The following is a 19,483-nucleotide window of genomic DNA, read 5'->3' as shown; positions in this document are numbered from 1 at the left end:
TGATGTATTGCTGAGACGGTAAAATATCAGGGCAGGCAAGGAAGGAAATAATTATAACGAGGACTATCTAATGATAGAAAATAGCTTTGCTATCACGTCCACTTTTGTGGCGTATTTACTGATTATGGTTGCTATTGGCGTTTACGCGTATAAGAGGACTTCCAATTCATCTGACTACTTCCTAGGTGGCCGTAGTCTAGGTCCGTGGCCTGCTGCATTATCTGCAGGTGCTTCAGACATGAGTGGTTGGTTGCTGCTAGGCTTGCCTGGCTATGCGTACGCTGCGGGTATCGAGGCCTTCTGGTTAGCCGGCGGTCTACTTCTTGGTACATGGGCAAACTGGCTCATCAGTGCAAAACGCCTCCGTACCTACAGTATCCAAACTGACGCGCTAACGTTGCCAGAGTTCCTGTCACGTCGCTTCAACGATAAGTCGAAACTGATTCAGACAATCTCTGCGTTTTTCATTCTTCTATTTTTCCTTTTCTACACCAGCTCAGGTTTGGTCGCAGGGGGCAAACTGTTTGAGACGGTATTCGGTCTAGATTACACCTACGCTGTTATCATCGGTACGGTGTGTGTCGTTTCTTACACACTATTCGGTGGTTTCCTAGCGGTATCTTGGACTGACTTAGTGCAAGGTCTGCTAATGGCGGCTGCGCTAATGATTGTTCCTATAGCGGTAATGGACGGTGGTTTAGGTCAGCTAAGTTCTGATCTACATGACATCAACCCAGAACTTGCAACGCTATGGAATGACGCGAAAGGCGAACCATTGTCTGCGATTGCCATTATCTCTCTAGCGGCGTGGGGCCTTGGTTACTTTGGTCAGCCACACATCCTAGCGCGTTTTAAAGCGTCTCGTTCAAACAAAGATCTAACGACTGCACGTCGTATCGCAGTGATTTGGACGGCACTATCTATGGTCGGTGCAATGCTTGTTGGTCTTGTTGGTCTGGTTTGGGTTACGGGTCATCCGGGCACTCAACTAGAAGACGGCGAGAAGATCTTCATGCTATTGGTTAACGCAGTATTCCACCCTGTCGTTGCGGGTATGTTGTTAGCAGCAATCCTAGCGGCGGTAATGAGTACCGCTGACTCACAGCTCCTTGTTTCATCTTCAGCGCTTGCAGAAGATTTCTACAAGCAAGTATTCAAGCCAGAAGCGTCTTCTGAAGAAATCGTAATGATTGGTCGTATCGGTGTTATCGTTATTTCGCTTGTTGCGCTATTCCTAGCGATGACGCCTGATAGCTCAGTACTTGGTCTTGTATCTTACGCTTGGGCTGGTTTTGGTGCGGCATTTGGTCCTGCGGTTGTACTTAGCCTTTACTGGAGCGGTATGAACCGTAACGGCGCGTTAGCAGGTATTCTTGTTGGTGGTATCACTATCGTAGTTTGGAAGCAGCTAACTGGCGGTTGGTTTGATGTGTACGAAATCGTACCGGGCATCATCTTCTCTACGCTTGCCATCATTGTGGTAAGTAAAGCAACGGGTGGTGCTGCGCAAGACGTGTTAGACCAACACCAGTCGTTCGAGAAAAAACTGGTTGAACTAGACTAGTAACTTCCCGTATATGAACACAAAGCCCGCTATTTTAGCGGGCTTTGTTTTATCTGAAACTTAATTAACGTTAATGGCGGTAGCTTGAGATCAGAGCTTAGCATTGCTCGGTTAGATTGGAGTGTTAGTCGCGATGAATTTTGGCGTAAATAACGGTGTTACTCAGCTCTCCCGATGTAGTCAGACGTTCGTTTCTGAGCTCTCCTTCGAACTCATAACCACAGCGCTCGGCTACAGCCCGGCTCTTTTGGTTGGTGCTATCAGCATGAATTGCGATTCTCTTGGCGCCCAAGTCATCAAACGCATAGCGCTCAACTTCGAGCACAGCCTCGGCAACATAACCATTGCCAACGGCAGCATTATCTAACCAATAACCTATCTCAAAGGATGGTACGTCGGGATCTCGAATCATCAAGCCGACCGCACCCAGTAAGCGATCGCTTTCCTTTTCAATGATGTAGTAACGCAGCTCTTCTTCGAAGTTTTCAAAGTTTGCGATGGCTTTCTCTGTCCCTTCTATCATCGCTTCTAATGTCAGCACATGAGGCACCCACGGCAGATAGACTTCGAGAGTCTTTTGGCTGCGAACGACAGCTTGATGCGCCTCTTCGGCTCGTTCTAAACAAGCAGGGATGAGTTTGAGACGTTTCGTTTCCATGCCGACTCTCCTATGGGTGAAAAATGAACGGAAAATCATTTAAACAGATGTACTTAGAATGATCTAGTCAACGCCGTCATATTATTCACTTGGTTTGCCAGAGAGAAACTGAGAGAATCGAACCGTTATCAAACCAACTAGGTTCATTATGAAACTTTTAGTAAGAAACTTGGCTCGTCACATGACCGAGCAAGATATCCGCAAATTATTCTCAGCGTACGGCAAAGTAGAACTGTGTTCGCTAGTGCTTGATCAAGACACGGGTTTGTCGAAAGGCTTCGGTTTTGTCATCATGCCGGACGAAGCAGAAGCCATTTCTGCTCTTGAAGCACTGAATTTGACGAACGTAGAAAAAAGCAAAATTCGCGTGAAAGTCGCACAAGACTAATACAGAGAAAAGCCAGCGTTATTGCTGGCTTTTTTGTCTTTCTATTTAGAGACCAAATTGGCAACATTCTAGAATGTCTTCTCTTTTCGTTTTAGCGAGATTGATCATCAATTCTCTCTTCAAGTTGTTTCATTAAATCCTTTAACTGTAGAGAATCGAAATTGTTTGAATTCGGCACTTGGTAAGCGTCGTTGACTGTGTAGAGCATCAAGCTTTTGCTAGAGAAGAACTCTTTCTGTATTTGGACTTTGACAATGTCATCAAGAGGTAGACGGAAGTAAACCGTTGAGCCCTGGCGGTACTTCAAGGTGTTGGTGCTTGCATCGATATCTAGCGTTTTAGGATTGAACGCGCGGCGCGTGAAGTACGTTGAGAGCAGTTTCAATCCTATTATTGTGAGTGCTACGAGTCCAAACTCGACGATCTTGTCTGCTAGGTAGGAAAAATAGAACAGCGACAACAATACAGTTCCTAGCAAGAAAGGGTTGTTCTTGGGCAGATTTTGTGAAGTTTCATGGATGATCATCCGACATATCCCTCGACTTTATTCAGAAGCGACGAACGTGAGTTGGTAGACACAAACCTTTCGTTCTTTGCCTTGCATGCGCAATGTTTTGTCACCGATGTAAGGGATATTTAGTTTTTGGATCACCGATTTAGAACGCTGATTGTCCACCAAATGCATCACGGTTATTCCGTTTAACTCAAAGTGCATTCGAGCAAATTCGAGTAAGGCTTTGGAGGCCTCGAATGCATAGCCTTTCCCCCAATGTGGCACGCCAACCCAGTAGCCTAATGTACCATAGCCCTCTTCGATACGCGGTAAACTCACTGCACCAAGTAACTCCCCAGTGTTTCGCAAGGTAATAGCGTACGCCACGCCTTGATGCTGCTGATACATCGGATCGTGCCTATCTATCCATGCTTGCGCCATCGGTCGCTCATAAGGATGAGGGATGTTTGCTGTCATGTCGGCAATTCGCTTATCTCCAGCGAGTAAAGCCACTTGTTGGCAGTCATCGATATTGAATGGCCGGAGGACGAGTCTTTCGGTAGTGAGAATCGGTTGTATCGTCATGCATTTCTTCCTTGATGAGACGGCTATAGCTGCGAGCAACTGGTTTGCGGGGTAAATCGAGATAACAAGGCGTCTCGAAAGCTCGATCTAGCCAGGCGTGTAGTTGTCATGCGCCTTACTAAATAATAAGCCCGAACAATTGCTTATGTGTAATGTGTCGTATTATTACACACATAAGCACGTTTGCTCATATTGATGGTACAAAAGTTGAGGTCTGACCAATGTCTCAGTTTTTTGATACTTTCGTTCAATTTTTTGAAGATAGGGCACAAAAAATTAAAGGAGCTTTTTAATTGTGGAATTATTTTGAACAAAATATGTCAATTGTCAGTAGGACGAAAAAGTAGGGAGAAGAGAAATGCCGGATATATATTGCGCAGCTTGTAGAAAATCAACGCAACATAAAGTGATTATGAAGCGTTGCGAGCCTCAGTCTGTTGACTCGTTAACAGGCAAAATGGTGAGTTTTACACAGCTGATGGCGAAATTTGTATCAGGTGAACATTATTACGAGATGGAGCCTCAATACTACTGCCGTTGTTGTAATCATCGTGCAATTGGAGAGGTTGTTCCACATCCTACACGGCATACATCGGCCGCACTCTAACTCTGAGTGATAGCCATGATTAATGGCTAAATAGGGCGGCGTTGCCCGAACGACAGATCTATACAGGCGTGTCATGCGCTTTCAAATTTGCGACTCCGCGTGAGCCGCTAGGTTGCTTTTTCTCTTCATATCACGGTTACTAAGTGAGCGGCAATAATCATAGCTCTTTCCCTCCTTCGTTGTTTTCTGGTTATTCTCTGCTGAATTTCACATGCTGTGCATTTGATAGTTTGCAATTGTTTGAGCAACGATTAATGTGATGCTTTCTAAGTGGTTACAAGGAAGTGGGTTAATGAGTTATCAATTGGACCGGATTGATTTACATATTTTGAGAGTGCTTCATTCGAGAGGCAGAATTCCAGTTGTAGAACTAGCAAAGCTGATTAACTTAACGACTTCTCCATGTTCTGACCGTGTAAAGCGACTAGAAAAAGAAGGGTATATCAATGGTTACCATGCAGAGTTAAATGCGGAAAAGTTGGGGCTGGATGTGCAAGTATTCATCCATATTCGTTTAGACCAAACCAGTTTTTCTATTTTTGAAAAGTTTGCGAAAGCGGTGGAATTGATGCCTGAAATTGAAGAGTGCTACTCGCTCTCTGGAGATTTCGATACCATGATAAAAGTTCGTGTTAAGAGCATGAAAGCGTATCAGGAGTTTATGTCGAGTAAGTTAGGCACGCTTCCGGGCGTGATTCAAACTCGCAGTGAAGTGGTCATTGAAGAACATAAAACGGGATTTGGCGTGAACCCTGAGCTCCTTGGTTAGGCGAGGCTGATGTCTATGACCGCAGCGCTAATGTGTTGAGCATATTATTTAGCGTGACTTGGCGTATTATTTTTTCAAGATAAAAAAAGGAGCCGAAGCTCCTTTTTAATAAATCGGTGAGCGATTATGCCCCGATAAAGGTGCTGATAACGCCAATTAAACCACCAAAAACACCGCCCCAAACGACTAGCCAGCCAAGGTGTTGTTTGATCATCTTTTGCACCATTTCTTTAACTAATGCCGGTGTTAATTCGCTTAAACGTTGATCGATGATACCTTCAATGTTCTGCTTTATCTCATCCATCATTGCAGGAGATTCGAATTGCTCTTTCAGTGCTTCTTTGATGTTATCGCTCTTGCTCAACTCAATGATGGATTCTTGCATCTTTTCGACGAAAGGTTGGCGCATGGGTTGTAGCGCTTCCGAGCCGCCAAACATCGCTAGCATGCCACCAAACTGAGAGCCTTCAATTACTTCCACTAGGGAATCAAATGCTGGATTTAAATCTACTTTCTCAATTACTGGTTGAAGATCGATGTTCACACCGCCCGCCATTTCTTTATTCAAGAATCGGTCAATGTTCGCTTCAGTAAAAAACTGTTCCATCATTAAGTTTTTGATAGCCAGTTTAAACTCTTCAAATCGCGCGGGGATCACGCCAGAACCGTATAATCCAGGCACTTTCTCAAACAGCATATGGATGGCAAGCCAGTTGGTGATGGCGCCTGAGAACGCAAACAGCCCTGCATACCAAAGATAGTCGTTTTGTAATTGATGACCTCCAGCCATCAAAGCGATAGCGAGGACATTCGTTAGCAAACTTTTGTTCATAGTGACCAGTTATATATGAATATCGGAAAGAATAAGTGGGCCTGATTCTATACCTAAGTCACATTAAGATGCTAGGTTTTGCCGTGATGAGTAATCTTGTAGAGAAGGGACAAAAAATGAATGCTCAGAAAAACAAAACCCGACAATCATTGTCGGGCCACTGCTTTTTCTTAGAAAAACTAAGATTCTATTTTTAATTTTAGATGCGGTAGATCTTACAACAAAGTTGGCATTTCCATCTTTCTGAGTAGCCAAATAGCTTGTCAGCCCAACTTGGTTTGAGTTGTACGATCTGCATTGAACCACATTTACACATAAGCTAATTACCTTATTGTTAATATAATAACTAAGCCATCTATTGAGTATAGCTGTTTCTCAAAAAGTGAAATGACAAATGAAGACGGCTCAATACTCTGTATTGTGTTCATTGCAATGGATACGCAACGAGGCGGTATATTAGCAGAAAAAGTGTGAGCTTTATCATGGAGAGTGTTTCATATATGAGAAACCACAATGGCTATATGAGCATCTAGCCATGGATTTAAATAAAAAACGGCGCTTAAAGCGCCGTTTTTATTGAGCTTACCACTCGTTAAGAAGCGTGTTGATTGTCTAGTTCTTCAGCGATAAATCCGCCAGTTTGATGCGCCCAAAGCTGGGCGTAAATGCCGTTATTCGCAATGAGTTCTTGATGAGAACCTTGTTCAACGATGCTGCCTTTATCTAGCACGATGAGGCGATCCATTTGTGCGATGGTCGATAATCGGTGAGCGATAGCAATAACCGTTTTCCCTTGCATTAATTCATTCAAGCTTTCCTGAATCGCTGCTTCGACTTCTGAATCTAGAGCCGATGTTGCTTCATCCAATACCAGCAATGGTGCATCTTTGAGTAGCACACGAGATATTGCGATACGCTGACGTTGGCCGCCAGACAGTTTCACACCACGTTCACCAACTTGCGCATCGTATCCGACATTACCAAATGGGTCGGTCAGAGTTTCGATAAACTCATGGGCATGCGCTTGCTTAGTGGCTTTCAGCAAATCTTCTTCTGTCGCATCTGGATTGCCATACAAAATATTGTCTCGAATTGAACGGTGTAGCAGAGAAGTATCTTGGGTCACCATACCGATCTTTGAACGCAAAGAGTCTTGTGTGACTTCTGAGATGTTCTGTCCATCGATCTTAATGCTGCCGTCTTCGACATCGTGGAAACGAAGTAACAAGTTCACCAAAGTCGATTTTCCGGCGCCGGAGCGCCCAACCAAGCCTACTTTCTCTCCTGGTTTGATGTTGAGATCGAGATGGCTAATTACGCCTTTGTTCTCACCGTAATGGAAGCTGACGTTATCAAAGTGAATGCCTCCTTCAGTGACAACCAAGTCTTTTGCACCTGGTTTATCTTTAATATCAATAGGCTTAGAGAGTGTTTTCATTCCATCGACAACGGTTCCCATGTTTTCAAAGAGGGCGCCAACTTCCCACATTATCCACATCGACATACCGTTTACGCGCAATGCAAGACTAACAGCAATCGCAATCGCGCCAACGCTAATGGCACTATCCAACCACAGGTAAATCGATAAAGCAGCAACGGAAAAGACCAAAATATAGTTTGAGATCTCTACAGCGACGTCGAAGCCGGTCACTAGGCGCATTTGACGATAGACCGTATTCAAAAATCCTTTCATGCCTTGCTCGGCATATTGGGTTTCGCGCTGGCTATGAGAAAACAGTTTGACGGTTTGAATATTGGTATAACTGTCGACGATGCGCCCTGTCATTGTCGAACGTGCATCGGCCTGTGCTGAAGCGACGTCTTTGAGCTTAGGGACAAAATAGATTTGGATAGCGATGTAAGCGAGTAGCCAGACAATCATTGGGATCATCAAACGCCAGTCTGCCGTCGCTAACATAATGATCATGCTGGTGAAGTAAACCGTAACGTAAACAAACACATCCATAGCTTTCATCACGGTTTCGCGCACAGCTAATGAGGTTTGCATGACTTTCGTTGCGACTCGACCTGCAAAATCATCTTGATAGAAGTTCAAGCTTTGATTGAGCAAATACCGGTGTGCAAGCCAGCGGATAGACATTGGGTAGTTGCCCAATAACGTTTGATGAACGAGCAACGAGTACAAGATCACCAATATAGGCATGACAACCAGCAATAAGGCTCCGTAGAAAATCAAATCCGATTTGTTGTCTTGTAAGAACGTTTCTGGATTGCTGGTAGACAACCAATCAACCAATTGTCCCATGGCGCCAAACAACATTACCTCAACAACAGCCACAATTGTGGCCATCAAAGACATGATGATCAAAGGCTTTTCATAACCACGAGTGTAATAACGCAGAAAAGCGAACATCCCTGAAGGAGGCTGATCCGGTGTAGATTTGGGGAACGGCTCTGTAAAGCCTTCAAATCGTTTAAACATAACTCATCCTAAAGTTAAAACAGTGCCATTTGGGGTGGCTAAATCCATCGATTCACGCTGCTTTGGACGAAACCGCGTGTATGAGAGTTTCTTGCCTGCTCCTCGATAAAGCAGACCGATTGACGAGAGGGGCGAAAAAATAGTCTAACCGATTGTGTCTTAAATGTAACTAGTTTGTTATGAGTGTGATTGTCTATGGTTCTGATTCTTATGATGAATTCTTATCATGTTCATCACGGTGCCATAAAAGCTTAAACCTGCAAAGTGACAATAAAATTTAGGGAAAAATAAACTTAATGCAGCAAAAATTACTTTTGTGCAATTAAATTAATTGTCAAAACAGCAAAACTGAAGTTAACAATAAATTTACAATCTCCTCATTCTAGTGATAAGGAATATATTGGATGCTATTACACGAATCAGTGACCCAATTTGCTAATGGGAAAGAAGAAAGCACGCAAAGTGCTCAGCGCCAAACCGCAAACTGCGTAGTGATGGTGCCACCGAAAGAGTTTCGTTTTAATGAAGAAACCGCACAAGATAATGAGTTCCAACATAAAGTGTCACTCAGCCAAGAAGAAGTCTCACGTCGAGTAATGGCCGAGTTCGCGAGTATGGTTGCAACGCTGCGTCAAGAGGGCGTTCAAGTTGTTGAGTTTGATTATCCAACTTCAGATGTTGCGACGCCAGACGCGGTATTTCCAAACAACTGGTTTAGCACTACGCCAGATGGCACGTTGTACACTTTTCCAATGGCCTGTGAAAACCGTCAAAAAGAAGTACGTCCCGATGCGCTTGTGGCAGCACTAGCGCAAGCAGGGCGAGAAGTTCATCGACGCAGCAGTCTAACTGAATATCTTGACGAGCAAGCGTATTTAGAAAGCACGGGTGTGATGGTGTTTGACCACCTAAATAAAACGGTCTATGCCGCACTCTCACAACGTTGTGATCGTCTGGTTTTAGAGGATTACGCCGATCGTATTGGCTATGAACGAGTGATTTCTTTCCAAACTCGTTTGCCGTCTGGTGCGCCGATTTATCACACCAATGTGATGATGGCGGTTGGCGAACAGTTTTGCGTGATTTGTGACGAAGTGATCCCAGAATTTGAGCGTCGTTTTGTAATGAAGTCACTCGCCAAAGACAAGCAAGTCATCTCAATTTCGCTTGAACAGATGAACCAGTTCTGCGGTAACATTCTGCAACTGGAAACGATCAACGGCGACAAGGTGATTGCGATGTCGCAATCGGCGTACGATGCATTCTCACCAGCACAAAGAAACCAATTGGCAACGCACGGTAAATTGCTGCCATTCGACGTTTCTACCATAGAATCTATTGGTGGTGGTTCGGTTCGTTGCATGTTGGGTGAAGTGTTCTTACCGAATCGTAAAGCTGTGCTTTAATAAACTGCACATTTCTTTTCAGCCGCAGTGAAAGGCTGATGAAGCGTTCTCTTCAAGGGTTTTTAGCCGTTAGCTCTGTGGCAGTACAGACTAACGGCTTTTTTGCGCTTTTTAGTTTTCTGACGATTTGCGTAGGCGACGCTTGGTTTAAGCGCCTAAAATAGGATGGTTCACCTAGCAGATTGTGGTAAAGTCCGCGCCTGCGTTTTACCGCATCTTCATTATTTTTATTGCTTCTTCAACCCAAAGTACAAGGTTTTCGTTAATGCCATTTTCTACTCTCTCATTGAGTTCTGAGCTGATTCACGCACTGCCAAAAGACTTCAAGAAACCGACCGATATTCAAGCGTTGGCCATTCCTGAGCTGTTGGCTGGTCAAGATCTATTGGCTTTGGCAAATACAGGCAGCGGCAAAACCCTTGCTTATGGTTTGCCTTTGTTGGAAAAGCTGGGTGTCAATCCAGAGCAAAAAGCGCTGATTCTTGTGCCAACTCGTGAGCTGGCAATGCAAGTGAGTGAAGCAATTAACCAAGTTGGTCAAGTTCTTGAACTCAACGCAGTGTGTTTGTGTGGCGGCGTTGATAAAGAGCAACAACAGCAGGCGCTAGCGACAAATCCTCATATCCTTGTCGCGACGACAGGTCGTTTGGTTGATCTGGCAAACAACGGTTTAGACTTAAGCAATATCCATTACCTAGTGTTGGATGAGGCGGATCGTCTGTTGGATATGGGCTTTTGGCCTGACGTGCAAAATATTGCGGGGCTGATTTCAAACCAGCGTCAAACCGCAATGTTCTCGGCAACGTTTTCAGATGAGTTGAAGGGTAAAGCGAAGCTGCTTATGCAGGCACCAAAGCAAGTTGCAGCGCATCAAGAAAACAGCACCAACCAAGATATTGCTGAAACGCTGTACCTCGTCAACAAAGGCAGTAAAACCAAGGCATTGATTGAACTGATTCAAAAAAACGCGTGGACTAAGGCATTAGTCTTTATTGGTGCGAAAAAGAACGCCGATGGCTTAGCGAAGAAGCTGAATAAAGCGGGCATCTCAACCAATGCGCTGCATGGCAATAAGAGTCAAGATGAGCGAGAAGAAGCACTGGCGCAGTTTAAATCTGGGCAAATTCAGGTGTTGATTGCCACCGATCTACTAGCGCGTGGCATTCACATTGAGCAATTACCTGTAGTGATCAACTTTGAACTGCCAATGCATGCAGAAACTTACGTTCACCGAGTAGGACGTACCGCTCGCGCAGGCGAACAAGGTGTGGCGGTGTCATTGGTTTGTCATGGTGAAATGGACGCACTAAACGCGATTCGTCACCTGACTCAACGTGCATTGCTAGTGCAAGATCTGGCAGGTTTTCCAGTAACGGATAAGCCATCAACTGGCGAGAGCAAACGCGCGCCACGCGATAAAAAAGCCAACCGTCGAACTCATGCTAAGAAGAGCATTAAGCAGTTTCAAGGTAAGTCGAAACGCCCAGCCCCGAGTGCGAAGTAAAACAAAAAACACGCTCTTGACGGCATAGTCGGTTCAGAGCATGGCTTACAAATTTTACTTTTGAGTATTAACGGCAGTTGGGCCAATCAAGCGCATTTCCCAATCTTCGACTTCACCAGTTTCTAGACGGCGCTCGACCAACTTGCCCCAAGACTCGACTAACGGCAGCTCAGACAGCTGAGTGAGTTCTTTTCTATCTAAACAGCCAGTGAAAACCGCGCCCATGATGCGAGCCAGTGGCCATTCTGGATAAGGTCTTTCGCACAGAATAATCTCGTCACCTGCACCGATATCGCCTTCTTCCAACACTCGGAAATACCAGCCTGTTCGAAGCGTATCTTGCAGTTTTCTCGCCATGTCGTGTTGGTCAAAACGTACGTTAAGTTTCCAACAAGGCATGCGACCTTGCGACACTTCCAGTAGTGTTGAGCCGATGCGAATTTTATCTTTCAAGCAAATCGTGGATTCGGTGACGCCTTCGGAGCTGATGTTTTCGCCAAAGCCGCCGGCGGATTGGAAAATTGGTCTTTCGCCTAATTCTTGTTGCCAGATTAGGTAGTGCTCGCTTGGGTAAATATGAAGCGCTTTTTGAATGCCACCATGAAAGCGCGGATCGCCTTGTTCATCACTGATAAAACCAAGCTCTGTTGCGTGCTGGCGCTCAGGTAGCACTTGTTTGTTGATTGCGCTTTGCGCTCCATGAGCATAAGGGACGGTTTTCCCTGCTAGCACAGCTTTTACGACGCCGATTTTCTTCATATAACCTCCTTATTATTTGAATGAGAGATAAAGTGTTTACCTTCATTCGCGATGCGGAGCATGATAGCCTAGTAAACTCGTGTCGGTGTAGGGATGAAAAGACAACTAACAATGCTAACTCGCCAAATTGATTCGAAGTCAGGCGTCGTCACCTCCAATGAGATGATGGCCGCGAATCCCCATTCTCCTGTTTTAGTGAAAACCATCGACATGCCAAAAGGTTACATTGATGCGCTGCATCAACACACTTGGCATCAAATCATCTTTCCTATCAAAGGGTTATTGCAAACACAAACGGAGCATTATCAGCACTTGGTTCCGCACACCTCTGCGTTATTTGTTCCTGCGGGTGTTCAACACGAGTCGATTGCTCTAAGCAATACGATATTTGTTGGCATTTACCTCAACCCTGAGTTTGGTGCGACGTACGAGCCACAAGTGAGAACCATTGCTTTAACGTCGTTTTTAAATGAGCTTTTACAAGAGATCCGCAGACTGTGTGAAGGTGAGACAAGCCACGAAGAAGTGTTGCATTTACTGGCGGTGCTGCATGATCAAATTTTGAAACGCAACGTGCAGACATTTCAGTTATTGCTGCCACAAGACAGACGACTAAAACTGATTTTCGAGCGACTGACTGACGAGCCAGCGTTGAGCTGTTCGCTAAAAGAGTGGGGGGAGAAAATTGGGGCGTCTGAGCGTACTTTATCACGGCTGTTCGCCAAGGAATTCAACACTTCATTTCTACTTTGGCGGCAACAAATTCGGCTAATTTACTCGCTTTCTTTGTTAGATGAATCGTTGCCAATCCAAGCCATTGCAGACCTAGTGGGTTATCAAAATGACTCATCCTACATCAAAGCATTTAAAGCCTATTTTGATATGACGCCACAACAGTTTAGAGTGAACGGCGCATCGCGCAGGTAGAAATACAGAGCTTCGACTTCACTTAATGCTTTTGAGTAGAAGTCGCGAAACTTCCTTTTTGAATTTCAATTACATGGTATGAATAACAATGGCACCAACGATAAATACTCGAGTGAATCAATTCTGTTTTGGTCAACCCAAAACGTCGCTGTCGTTGGAAAAAGAGCCCCTCAAACCGCTTGCTCAGGGCAAGGTTCGGGTGCGACTGGAAGCCACCAATATTAACCCAAGTGACTTGCTTTCCATTCATGGTGTTGGGCAATACCGCCGCGTTCACGTACCACCTCGCGTGCCGGGATTTGAAGCGGTTGGGCGTGTGGTGGAAGTCAGTGCAGTTGGTCAAACTGACCTTCAAGTTGGGCAAAAGGTGTTGGTGGCGATGAGTGGTACTTGGCAATACTACATAGATGCCTCGCCTGAGAATCTTTTTCCGCTACCTGAGAGTTTGGAGAACGGCTATGCCTGCCAATTGTACATCAACGCGCTAACCGCGTGGGTGATCACCACTAAAGTAGCTAAGTTGAACAAAGACTATGTGGTGATCATCAATGCAGCAGGGTCAGCGATCGGTAAGATATTTGCCCAGCTCGCCCATTCACTGGGTTTTACACTGATTGCTGTGACCTCAAAGCCAGACGAGTATCCGTACGATACTATTCCAGTGTTGGACGCGAAGAAAGACTTACAAGCGCAGCTGCAAACGCGCCAACTGCCACAACCAACGGTCGCTCTGGACGCGATAGGTGGTGAGGCTGGCACGGATCTCATTCGTACCTTGAAAGAAAATGGCCAATACATCAACTACGGAACATTGTCGTTAACGCCTTATACGCCTGAGTTTTTTGAATCGATGAAGGCCAACAACATCGACTTTAGTACATTCTTTTTGCGGTATTGGGAAGAATCGGTAGGTAAAGGCGGGAGAAAGACGGTGTTCGCTGAAATGTTAGAACACTTTATTAGCAGCGACATAAAGTTAAACGTTGCATATGATCTGTCGTTAGAGGACTTTCAAACAGCGATTGAAATGGTTGAGCGACGCTCGTCAGCAGTGTCAGGAAAAATCATTTTGACGCTGTGAATTACAGTGGGCCTGTTGAGAAAAGGGAGGATAAAATCCTCCCTTTTTTATGGGTTTATTTGTAATGATAGGGCTATTTTAGATGGAAGATTTGCTCTGTTTCGAGCGATGTCATCGCACGTACTTGACGCCAAATGTAATAAAAAATACCGAACATCATCAACATACTTGGGATGGCAATCATTGGGTAACTGTACAGCGTCATTTTTCCTAACTCTTCGTTAAAGGCAGCAGTACCAGAAGGGCTAGTCACAATCCAAGTCGCAAGGAAGTAGTTCATTGCAGATGAGAACGCAAAAGTACTTGCAAACAGGTAGTTAGAAGACATAAGGCAACGTTCGAACGCATCGGTTTTACCATTTTCTTTTAAACGTTGGTTAATCAACGCGAGGTTCAACACAGTGTCATTCAGTACTAACTTCTGCATCAGCGGGTAGCGGGTAAACGTTGAACCCAAAACCGCTAAACCGATCAGGCCAGGAATCAGGGCTTCTTTTAGTGCTAACCAGCGTGTATCAAGCTCTAACAAGCCGATGCCACCAGTTAGTAGAACACTGATAAAGCCCAGAGCAGAAATAAAGTTAAATTTCTTGTTACGGACAAGGTCCATACCGCCATAAATGATAGGAAATAGCAAAGCGACAACCAGCGCCATTGCTGTCCCTAGATGCTCATCGCCACTAAACTTCATCAAAATGAAGGAAGGGATAAATACGTTGAAAAGGATTTCAAATAAGGGATTCGGCTTTTTCGCCGTCGTGTTACTCATAATGTTTTACTGACTCTACTCTATGTCGGCTGTTATTGTACTTTGACAAGAAGTGTTCATCTAGTCGCGCTTGATGTAAAGCGTTAAAGCGTCGAGTTGTGTAACGACTTATGAAATAGACCGGAGCATAGCCAGTTAGTTTACATGATTGACTACTTTTTGTGTCTTAATGACTCTCCTTCTGTGCGATGATCTGATTACGCGCTCTGAATAATCGAGTCGCCACTGTGTTGTGGTTGAGCCTCAAGGCTTGGGCAATTTCATCATGATTCAACCCAGCCACTAAGCTCAAGAGCAACGGCTCTCGGTATTTGGGTTCGAGAATCATCATTTGTTTTTGAAGCCAATCTTGGGCCATGTCGTAGTCACTGCCAGGGTAGGTTTTTGTCTGTATTGCACACTCATCAATGTCGACAAAATCGTACTGTTTTCTATCAAAGCGCCGAGCATTCTCACGACGCAAAATAGTAATGAGCCAAGACTTCGCGGCGTTGGGGTCATTTAATTTATCAAAGAATCGCCACGCTTTCAGAAAGGTTTCTTGCGCTAAATCTTGAGCAAGGTGGTGATCTTTGCATAACCAATACGCGAGACGGTAAATCTCTTGGTATCGATCTTTCGTCAGTGCTTCGTAACGTTTATGTTTTTCCATAGCATTAAGATAAAAAGTTTGGAGAGCACGTTGTGTCTGCCAGATGAACGACAACCCTTTTTATCGCTTTTACAGTGATAAAAAGGGTTGTTCGATTAGGAAGACAAATTCGAAGAGTTAACCTTCCAAATATCGAAGGGTGACTCTGATTTCTTTCTTACACGCTTAAAATGGTTGGTTGGAAAAGCGTGAGTACTGGATGGCATCTGCGACTTCCTGAGCTTTAGACTCTGAAGTCATAAGGTGAAGTAGCTTAAGAGCAGCTTGATAGCTAACTAGGCTACCGTTCGAAGTGATAACGCCATCATCAATGACAAAATTCTGGTCGACTTGTACTTTGACTGCTGGGTAATCTCTTTGAAAGCCGTTTTCACCTCCGGCCCAAGTTGTTGCTTTTTTGCCGTTTAAAAGGCCAGCTTCGGCTAACAAATACGCGCCAGAGCAATTACTTGCCATCCAATCTGCCGCCTTTGAGGTAGTTTTAATAAAGTGAATGAGATCTTTATTTTCGATTAGTGCATCCATGTCATAGCTGGATGTTAAAACCAATACGTCGAGTTCCGGCAGATCACCAATCCAAGCATCCACACCAATTTTTAATCCTTCTTCAGTGGTGATGGTTTTCTGATCTGAGACGGAAATGGTGAGCACGTCATAATCACTAAACCAAGTGAGACGACTTGCGACGCCAAAAACCTCTAAAGGAGCAGTAACATCAGAGGTCAGTACGCCATCGTAAACCAGAATACCAATTCGTTTATCTGCGGCATGTGCTGTTTGAAGCATCCCAAAGAATAGGACTAGTGTCGCTATCAATAGTTGTAGTGCATTCTTCAATCCGTTTTTACCCATGGTTTTTTCCTCGTTAACAGAGCATCAAGTTATTGAGGTTCATTATATTTAGGCTAATTAGTGATTGAAGAGCCACTTTGTCTTTACTAAAGTGAATAAAATTCATGAATAGAGTTCATTGGTTATATGGATAAGATACGGTCCCTACGATTTTTTATTGCCACTTTAGATGGCGGTAGTTTTGCTGCGGCTGCCAAAGTGTATGGCACTGACCCTTCGACCGTGAGTAAAGCCATACATCGTCTTGAAAGCGATTTGGGTATACAGCTTTTTCAACGTTCTACGCGACAGAGCCGCCTGACAGAAGCTGGTCGTAGGTACGCAAATACTGCTAGGTTTGTACTGGAGGAGCTGGCGGCATGTGAGGATTCATTAAAAAGTCACAATGATGCGCTTTCAGGGCAGCTTAAGATTAATGTGCCAGTCTCGTACGGTCGCCTCTATATTCGTCCTTTATTAAAAGAGTTTTGTCGCCGCTACCCTAACATCACTATCGATATTCATTACGATGACGCCTACGTTGATATTATTGAGCAAGGTATTGATGTGTCGATTCGCTCTGGTGTCGTTCACGATAGTCAATTGATTGTGCGTCAGCTCAGCCCTATCGATTTTATCATTTGTGCCAGTCAGGATTACTTAGCGCGCCATGGTGTTCCGAGTGGCCCGGATGTATTCAATGACCATTCTTGGGTTCGTTTTCGTTTTAAACAAACGGGGAAACTGTTGCCGATTCGGATGCCAGAACCAGACGGTGCGAGTGAATATGACCCCGAAAGAAACTACATTGTAAATGACGGTGAATCCATGGCAGAGCTTTGCGCAGAAGGCTTAGGATTAACTCAGATCCCTCATTTTATCGCGAGAGACTGGCTTAAAGCGGGGCGTTTAGTGCCGATATTTCCGAGCATGCGCCAAGCAGGAAATGGCGTGTATCTTCTCTATGCCAACCGGGAATATGTGCCTGCCCGAGTGAGGGTGTTCATCGATTTTATCACTCAAGCAATACAGGATATGGATGAAACGCCATTCCATACTTGGGCTGAAACGTTGCCGATTTATCGACCGAACCAAGGCGATTGAAAACTTCATGTGAGTCTTTGGTTAAAAAAACCTAAGCTATATGGTGCTTTTATTGGTTTTTGTTAGTTTATTGGGCGTTATTATCGAAAAGCGCAGTTTGCTCTTCGTCACTCATAAAGGAAAGACAATGCCAACTAAGATCTTAGTGCCTGCTTTGGCCCTACTTCTCAGCGCATGTGGCGGCGATGGGGAGTCGTCAGCCCCAGCAGAAAGCGGCTCACAAAACACAGGTTCCACATCGTCACAAGGCACATTTGCCGAGCAGATGCTTGCAGCGGTCAACAGCGCCCGCTCTACTACACAACAGTGTGGCGCAACCACCATGCCACCTGTTGGGGCCCTGACTTGGAGCTACGATTTGGAAAGCGCCGCTTATCGACATTCAAGCGATATGGCGAACAGCGATTTCATGAGCCACACAGGCTCTGATAGCAGCAAAATGTCAGATCGAGTTAACGCAACGGGCTATGCTTGGAGCGCCATTGGTGAGAATGTCGCAGTAGGGCAAAGCAGCATTAACGCCGTCGTTAATGCTTGGTTATCGAGTGAAGGCCACTGCCTTAATATCATGAGTGCGGATTTTGATCAGATGGGCGCGTCGCTTGTCGAAAATCACTCTGCACGCTACGGGTATTACTGGACTCAGGTTTTTGCCAAACAGCGCTAATGCGATAAAGAAGCCCGATAGATAAAAAATAAAACGCCAGCAGTCACTATCTGCTGGCGTTTTATTATTTACATCTCTTTTAGCTTGTCAGGTTACGAAGTTTTGGGTCATCCGCCAGGTATTCAACAAATTCAATCTCAAAACCGGCAGGGTCAACAAAATACACATTCTTGCGGTATGGTTCATCAGCACCAGGTTGGGCAATCGGATAACCTGCATCGGTTAGTCTTTTGATGATTGCATCGACGTTGTTGGTCACATAAGCAAAATGCGCTAGCCCAACTTGGTGCCCGCTCAACTCGCGGTTTTCTCCTTCGCCATGGTCACTCATGGCTATGTATTGATACTCGTCGCCAAAATGTAGCCAGTTTCTTGGCTTGCCACTCCATTCGCCTTTACCTTCATCACGCACGTACCAATGTGGAAATGCAGTTTGGTAAAACTTCAGCATTTCAGGGATATCTTTCACGACTAAGTTAATATGTTCTAGTTGGATCATGATGTGCTCCTTTTTGTCATTTTCTAGCCAACGATGAATATGCTAAAACCTCAAGTAAAGTTGAGGTAAAGGGCTTTTTTGATTTTATTTGTAGACGCCATGTATAAAGGTCAGGCCGCTGACACTGAAGAGTTGGCTCACACAGAAATCATTGAAACCTTGTGCAAGATTGGAAAGATGTTACATGATGGGGACTTCCAGTTAACCGTTTGATTTAAGTAAGCAAAAGATGAAGGTTTTTACACTTAATCATGATGTTGAGAATTTCCCTTTTTTACAAGAAACTCAACTAGAGATTTCTATACAATACTCGGATGGCGATTTGCGGGAGTTATGTGGTGAGCGTGTCGCTGATACTTGGATGATTATTGATTTGGAGTGGGTGAGTGATAACCACATGCTTACAACAAAACCTGATTTTGCAATCTGGCGTGCAGGCGAGTTTGCTTGTTCTGAGTCCGCATATAATCAAATAAACGAAGCTCTTGATTCCAGTTGTGAGTTTTTGCCATTACGCGTCGCTGGCGAGCGTTGGTATGCTATAAACATATTCAAAACTTGCGATGCCATTGATAAGGATCGCACTGTGTTAAATGTAAGAGCTAATGGTAAGCCAAGTCGTGTAAAGCGGTTTAAAAAATTAGTGTTGAGTAGTAAATCAATCAAATCCGGAGGCTTGTTCAGGATTGAAAATAACGGAAGCGGTGTTTACTGCAATGATGAATTAGGTGGTTTGTATGAAATTTACCATCGTTGTCAGCTAAAAGGTCTGATATTTGAAGCAGTAGAAACGAGTTAAAGCCCGCAATGTTTCACCCTAAGTGTATTTCGGCAGCTTTATTTTACTCTGTTATTTCTAGCAATAATTTGTTTTCCCCCCAAAAAAACCAAAAAAGCCAGCATTTAGTACCTGCTGGCAAAGTCTTTGGGCTTCTAGGTTTTTTG

The 19,483-nt window shown here is 44.6% G+C and carries 21 protein-coding genes; 11 read left to right on the top strand and 10 right to left on the bottom strand.

Translation table 11 applies throughout. The annotated features are described in order from the left end of the window. Positions 1–70 precede the first annotated feature (70 nt). Positions 71–1,564 (top strand): sodium/proline symporter PutP, encoded by a 1,494-nt coding sequence (gene putP, locus R7127_RS08715; protein WP_005374582.1) that lies wholly within the window; start codon positions 71–73, stop codon positions 1,562–1,564. Positions 1,565–1,688: 124 nt separating this feature from the next. On the opposite strand, the gene R7127_RS08710 is transcribed toward putP, so the two are convergent. Then, positions 1,689–2,222 carry a GNAT family N-acetyltransferase gene (locus R7127_RS08710; protein WP_167415803.1) on the bottom strand — a complete coding sequence of 178 codons (534 nt, stop codon included), beginning with the start codon at positions 2,220–2,222 and terminating at the stop codon, positions 1,689–1,691. A gap of 148 nt (positions 2,223–2,370) precedes the next feature. On the opposite strand from R7127_RS08710, the gene R7127_RS08705 reads away from it, so the two are divergent. Further along, entirely contained in the window at positions 2,371–2,610 is a 240-nt protein-coding gene (locus R7127_RS08705; protein ID WP_005374587.1) for an RNA recognition motif domain-containing protein, read from the top strand. 91 nt (positions 2,611–2,701) lie between these two features. On the opposite strand, the gene R7127_RS08700 is transcribed toward R7127_RS08705, so the two are convergent. Together R7127_RS08700 and R7127_RS08695 are read right to left on the bottom strand one after the other, a co-directional pair. Further along, the gene (locus R7127_RS08700) at positions 2,702–3,136 is read right to left on the bottom strand and encodes a hypothetical protein (RefSeq protein WP_064355019.1); all 435 of its coding nucleotides are present in this window, start codon (positions 3,134–3,136) and stop codon (positions 2,702–2,704) included. Between the two features lie 18 nt (positions 3,137–3,154). After that, complete coding sequence (locus R7127_RS08695; protein WP_085569453.1) at positions 3,155–3,688, bottom strand: GNAT family N-acetyltransferase; 534 nt, start codon at positions 3,686–3,688, stop codon at positions 3,155–3,157. A gap of 358 nt (positions 3,689–4,046) precedes the next feature. Between R7127_RS08695 and R7127_RS08690 the strand changes: the two genes are divergently transcribed. Beyond that, a complete protein-coding gene (locus R7127_RS08690) occupies positions 4,047–4,295 on the top strand; it encodes a hypothetical protein (protein ID WP_005374593.1) in 249 nt (82 codons plus the stop codon). 292 nt (positions 4,296–4,587) lie between these two features. Next, positions 4,588–5,064 (top strand): Lrp/AsnC family transcriptional regulator, encoded by a 477-nt coding sequence (locus R7127_RS08685; protein ID WP_005374595.1) that lies wholly within the window; start codon positions 4,588–4,590, stop codon positions 5,062–5,064. Positions 5,065–5,188: 124 nt separating this feature from the next. On the opposite strand, the gene R7127_RS08680 is transcribed toward R7127_RS08685, so the two are convergent. Both R7127_RS08680 and R7127_RS08675 read right to left on the bottom strand, forming a co-directional pair. Then, positions 5,189–5,896: a DUF445 domain-containing protein gene (locus R7127_RS08680; protein ID WP_005383549.1), complete on the bottom strand. Its 708-nt coding sequence runs from the start codon at positions 5,894–5,896 to the stop codon at positions 5,189–5,191. A 592-nt stretch (positions 5,897–6,488) separates the two neighbouring features. Further along, entirely contained in the window at positions 6,489–8,339 is a 1,851-nt protein-coding gene (locus R7127_RS08675) for an ABC transporter ATP-binding protein (RefSeq protein ID WP_005374597.1), read from the bottom strand. 404 nt (positions 8,340–8,743) lie between these two features. Here R7127_RS08675 and R7127_RS08670 point away from each other — a divergent pair, with 404 nt between their 5' ends. Next, a complete protein-coding gene (locus R7127_RS08670) occupies positions 8,744–9,745 on the top strand; it encodes an arginine deiminase-related protein (RefSeq protein ID WP_005383547.1) in 1,002 nt (333 codons plus the stop codon). A gap of 265 nt (positions 9,746–10,010) precedes the next feature. Further along, on the top strand, positions 10,011–11,249 hold the full coding sequence (locus tag R7127_RS08665; protein ID WP_318142064.1) for a DEAD/DEAH box helicase: 1,239 nt from the start codon (positions 10,011–10,013) through the stop codon (positions 11,247–11,249). Between the two features lie 54 nt (positions 11,250–11,303). Here R7127_RS08665 and R7127_RS08660 read toward each other — a convergent pair whose 3' ends face one another. Continuing rightward, positions 11,304–12,008: an MOSC domain-containing protein gene (locus R7127_RS08660; protein ID WP_047102451.1), complete on the bottom strand. Its 705-nt coding sequence runs from the start codon at positions 12,006–12,008 to the stop codon at positions 11,304–11,306. A gap of 111 nt (positions 12,009–12,119) precedes the next feature. Here R7127_RS08660 and R7127_RS08655 point away from each other — a divergent pair, with 111 nt between their 5' ends. Together R7127_RS08655 and R7127_RS08650 are read left to right on the top strand one after the other, a co-directional pair. Next, positions 12,120–12,935 carry an AraC family transcriptional regulator gene (locus R7127_RS08655; protein WP_025768697.1) on the top strand — a complete coding sequence of 272 codons (816 nt, stop codon included), beginning with the start codon at positions 12,120–12,122 and terminating at the stop codon, positions 12,933–12,935. A gap of 88 nt (positions 12,936–13,023) precedes the next feature. Beyond that, positions 13,024–14,016, top strand: coding sequence for a zinc-dependent alcohol dehydrogenase family protein (locus R7127_RS08650; RefSeq protein WP_206971288.1), 993 nt, complete (start codon positions 13,024–13,026; stop codon positions 14,014–14,016). A gap of 73 nt (positions 14,017–14,089) precedes the next feature. Here R7127_RS08650 and R7127_RS08645 read toward each other — a convergent pair whose 3' ends face one another. From R7127_RS08645 to R7127_RS08635, 3 genes are all read right to left on the bottom strand, one after another. After that, a complete protein-coding gene (locus R7127_RS08645; protein ID WP_005383527.1) occupies positions 14,090–14,785 on the bottom strand; it encodes a VC0807 family protein in 696 nt (231 codons plus the stop codon). 166 nt (positions 14,786–14,951) lie between these two features. Beyond that, positions 14,952–15,482: a sigma-70 family RNA polymerase sigma factor gene (locus tag R7127_RS08640; RefSeq protein ID WP_255209459.1), complete on the bottom strand. Its 531-nt coding sequence runs from the start codon at positions 15,480–15,482 to the stop codon at positions 14,952–14,954. A gap of 120 nt (positions 15,483–15,602) precedes the next feature. Beyond that, positions 15,603–16,289 (bottom strand): DJ-1/PfpI family protein, encoded by a 687-nt coding sequence (locus R7127_RS08635; RefSeq protein ID WP_005383525.1) that lies wholly within the window; start codon positions 16,287–16,289, stop codon positions 15,603–15,605. 126 nt (positions 16,290–16,415) lie between these two features. On the opposite strand from R7127_RS08635, the gene R7127_RS08630 reads away from it, so the two are divergent. Then, complete coding sequence (locus tag R7127_RS08630; protein ID WP_017820076.1) at positions 16,416–17,372, top strand: LysR family transcriptional regulator; 957 nt, start codon at positions 16,416–16,418, stop codon at positions 17,370–17,372. 127 nt (positions 17,373–17,499) lie between these two features. After that, complete coding sequence (locus R7127_RS08625) at positions 17,500–18,039, top strand: CAP domain-containing protein (RefSeq protein WP_031778865.1); 540 nt, start codon at positions 17,500–17,502, stop codon at positions 18,037–18,039. A 79-nt stretch (positions 18,040–18,118) separates the two neighbouring features. On the opposite strand, the gene R7127_RS08620 is transcribed toward R7127_RS08625, so the two are convergent. Then, on the bottom strand, positions 18,119–18,538 hold the full coding sequence (locus tag R7127_RS08620) for a VOC family protein (protein WP_005374615.1): 420 nt from the start codon (positions 18,536–18,538) through the stop codon (positions 18,119–18,121). Between the two features lie 229 nt (positions 18,539–18,767). Between R7127_RS08620 and R7127_RS08615 the strand changes: the two genes are divergently transcribed. Further along, a complete protein-coding gene (locus R7127_RS08615; RefSeq protein ID WP_033906616.1) occupies positions 18,768–19,337 on the top strand; it encodes a hypothetical protein in 570 nt (189 codons plus the stop codon). Positions 19,338–19,483: the final 146 nt, after the last annotated feature.

This window comes from Vibrio sp. 1159, from assembly GCF_033340395.1.
GTDB lineage: Bacteria > Pseudomonadota > Gammaproteobacteria > Enterobacterales > Vibrionaceae > Vibrio > Vibrio alginolyticus.
This window is presented reverse-complemented; position numbering and strand designations above follow the sequence as displayed.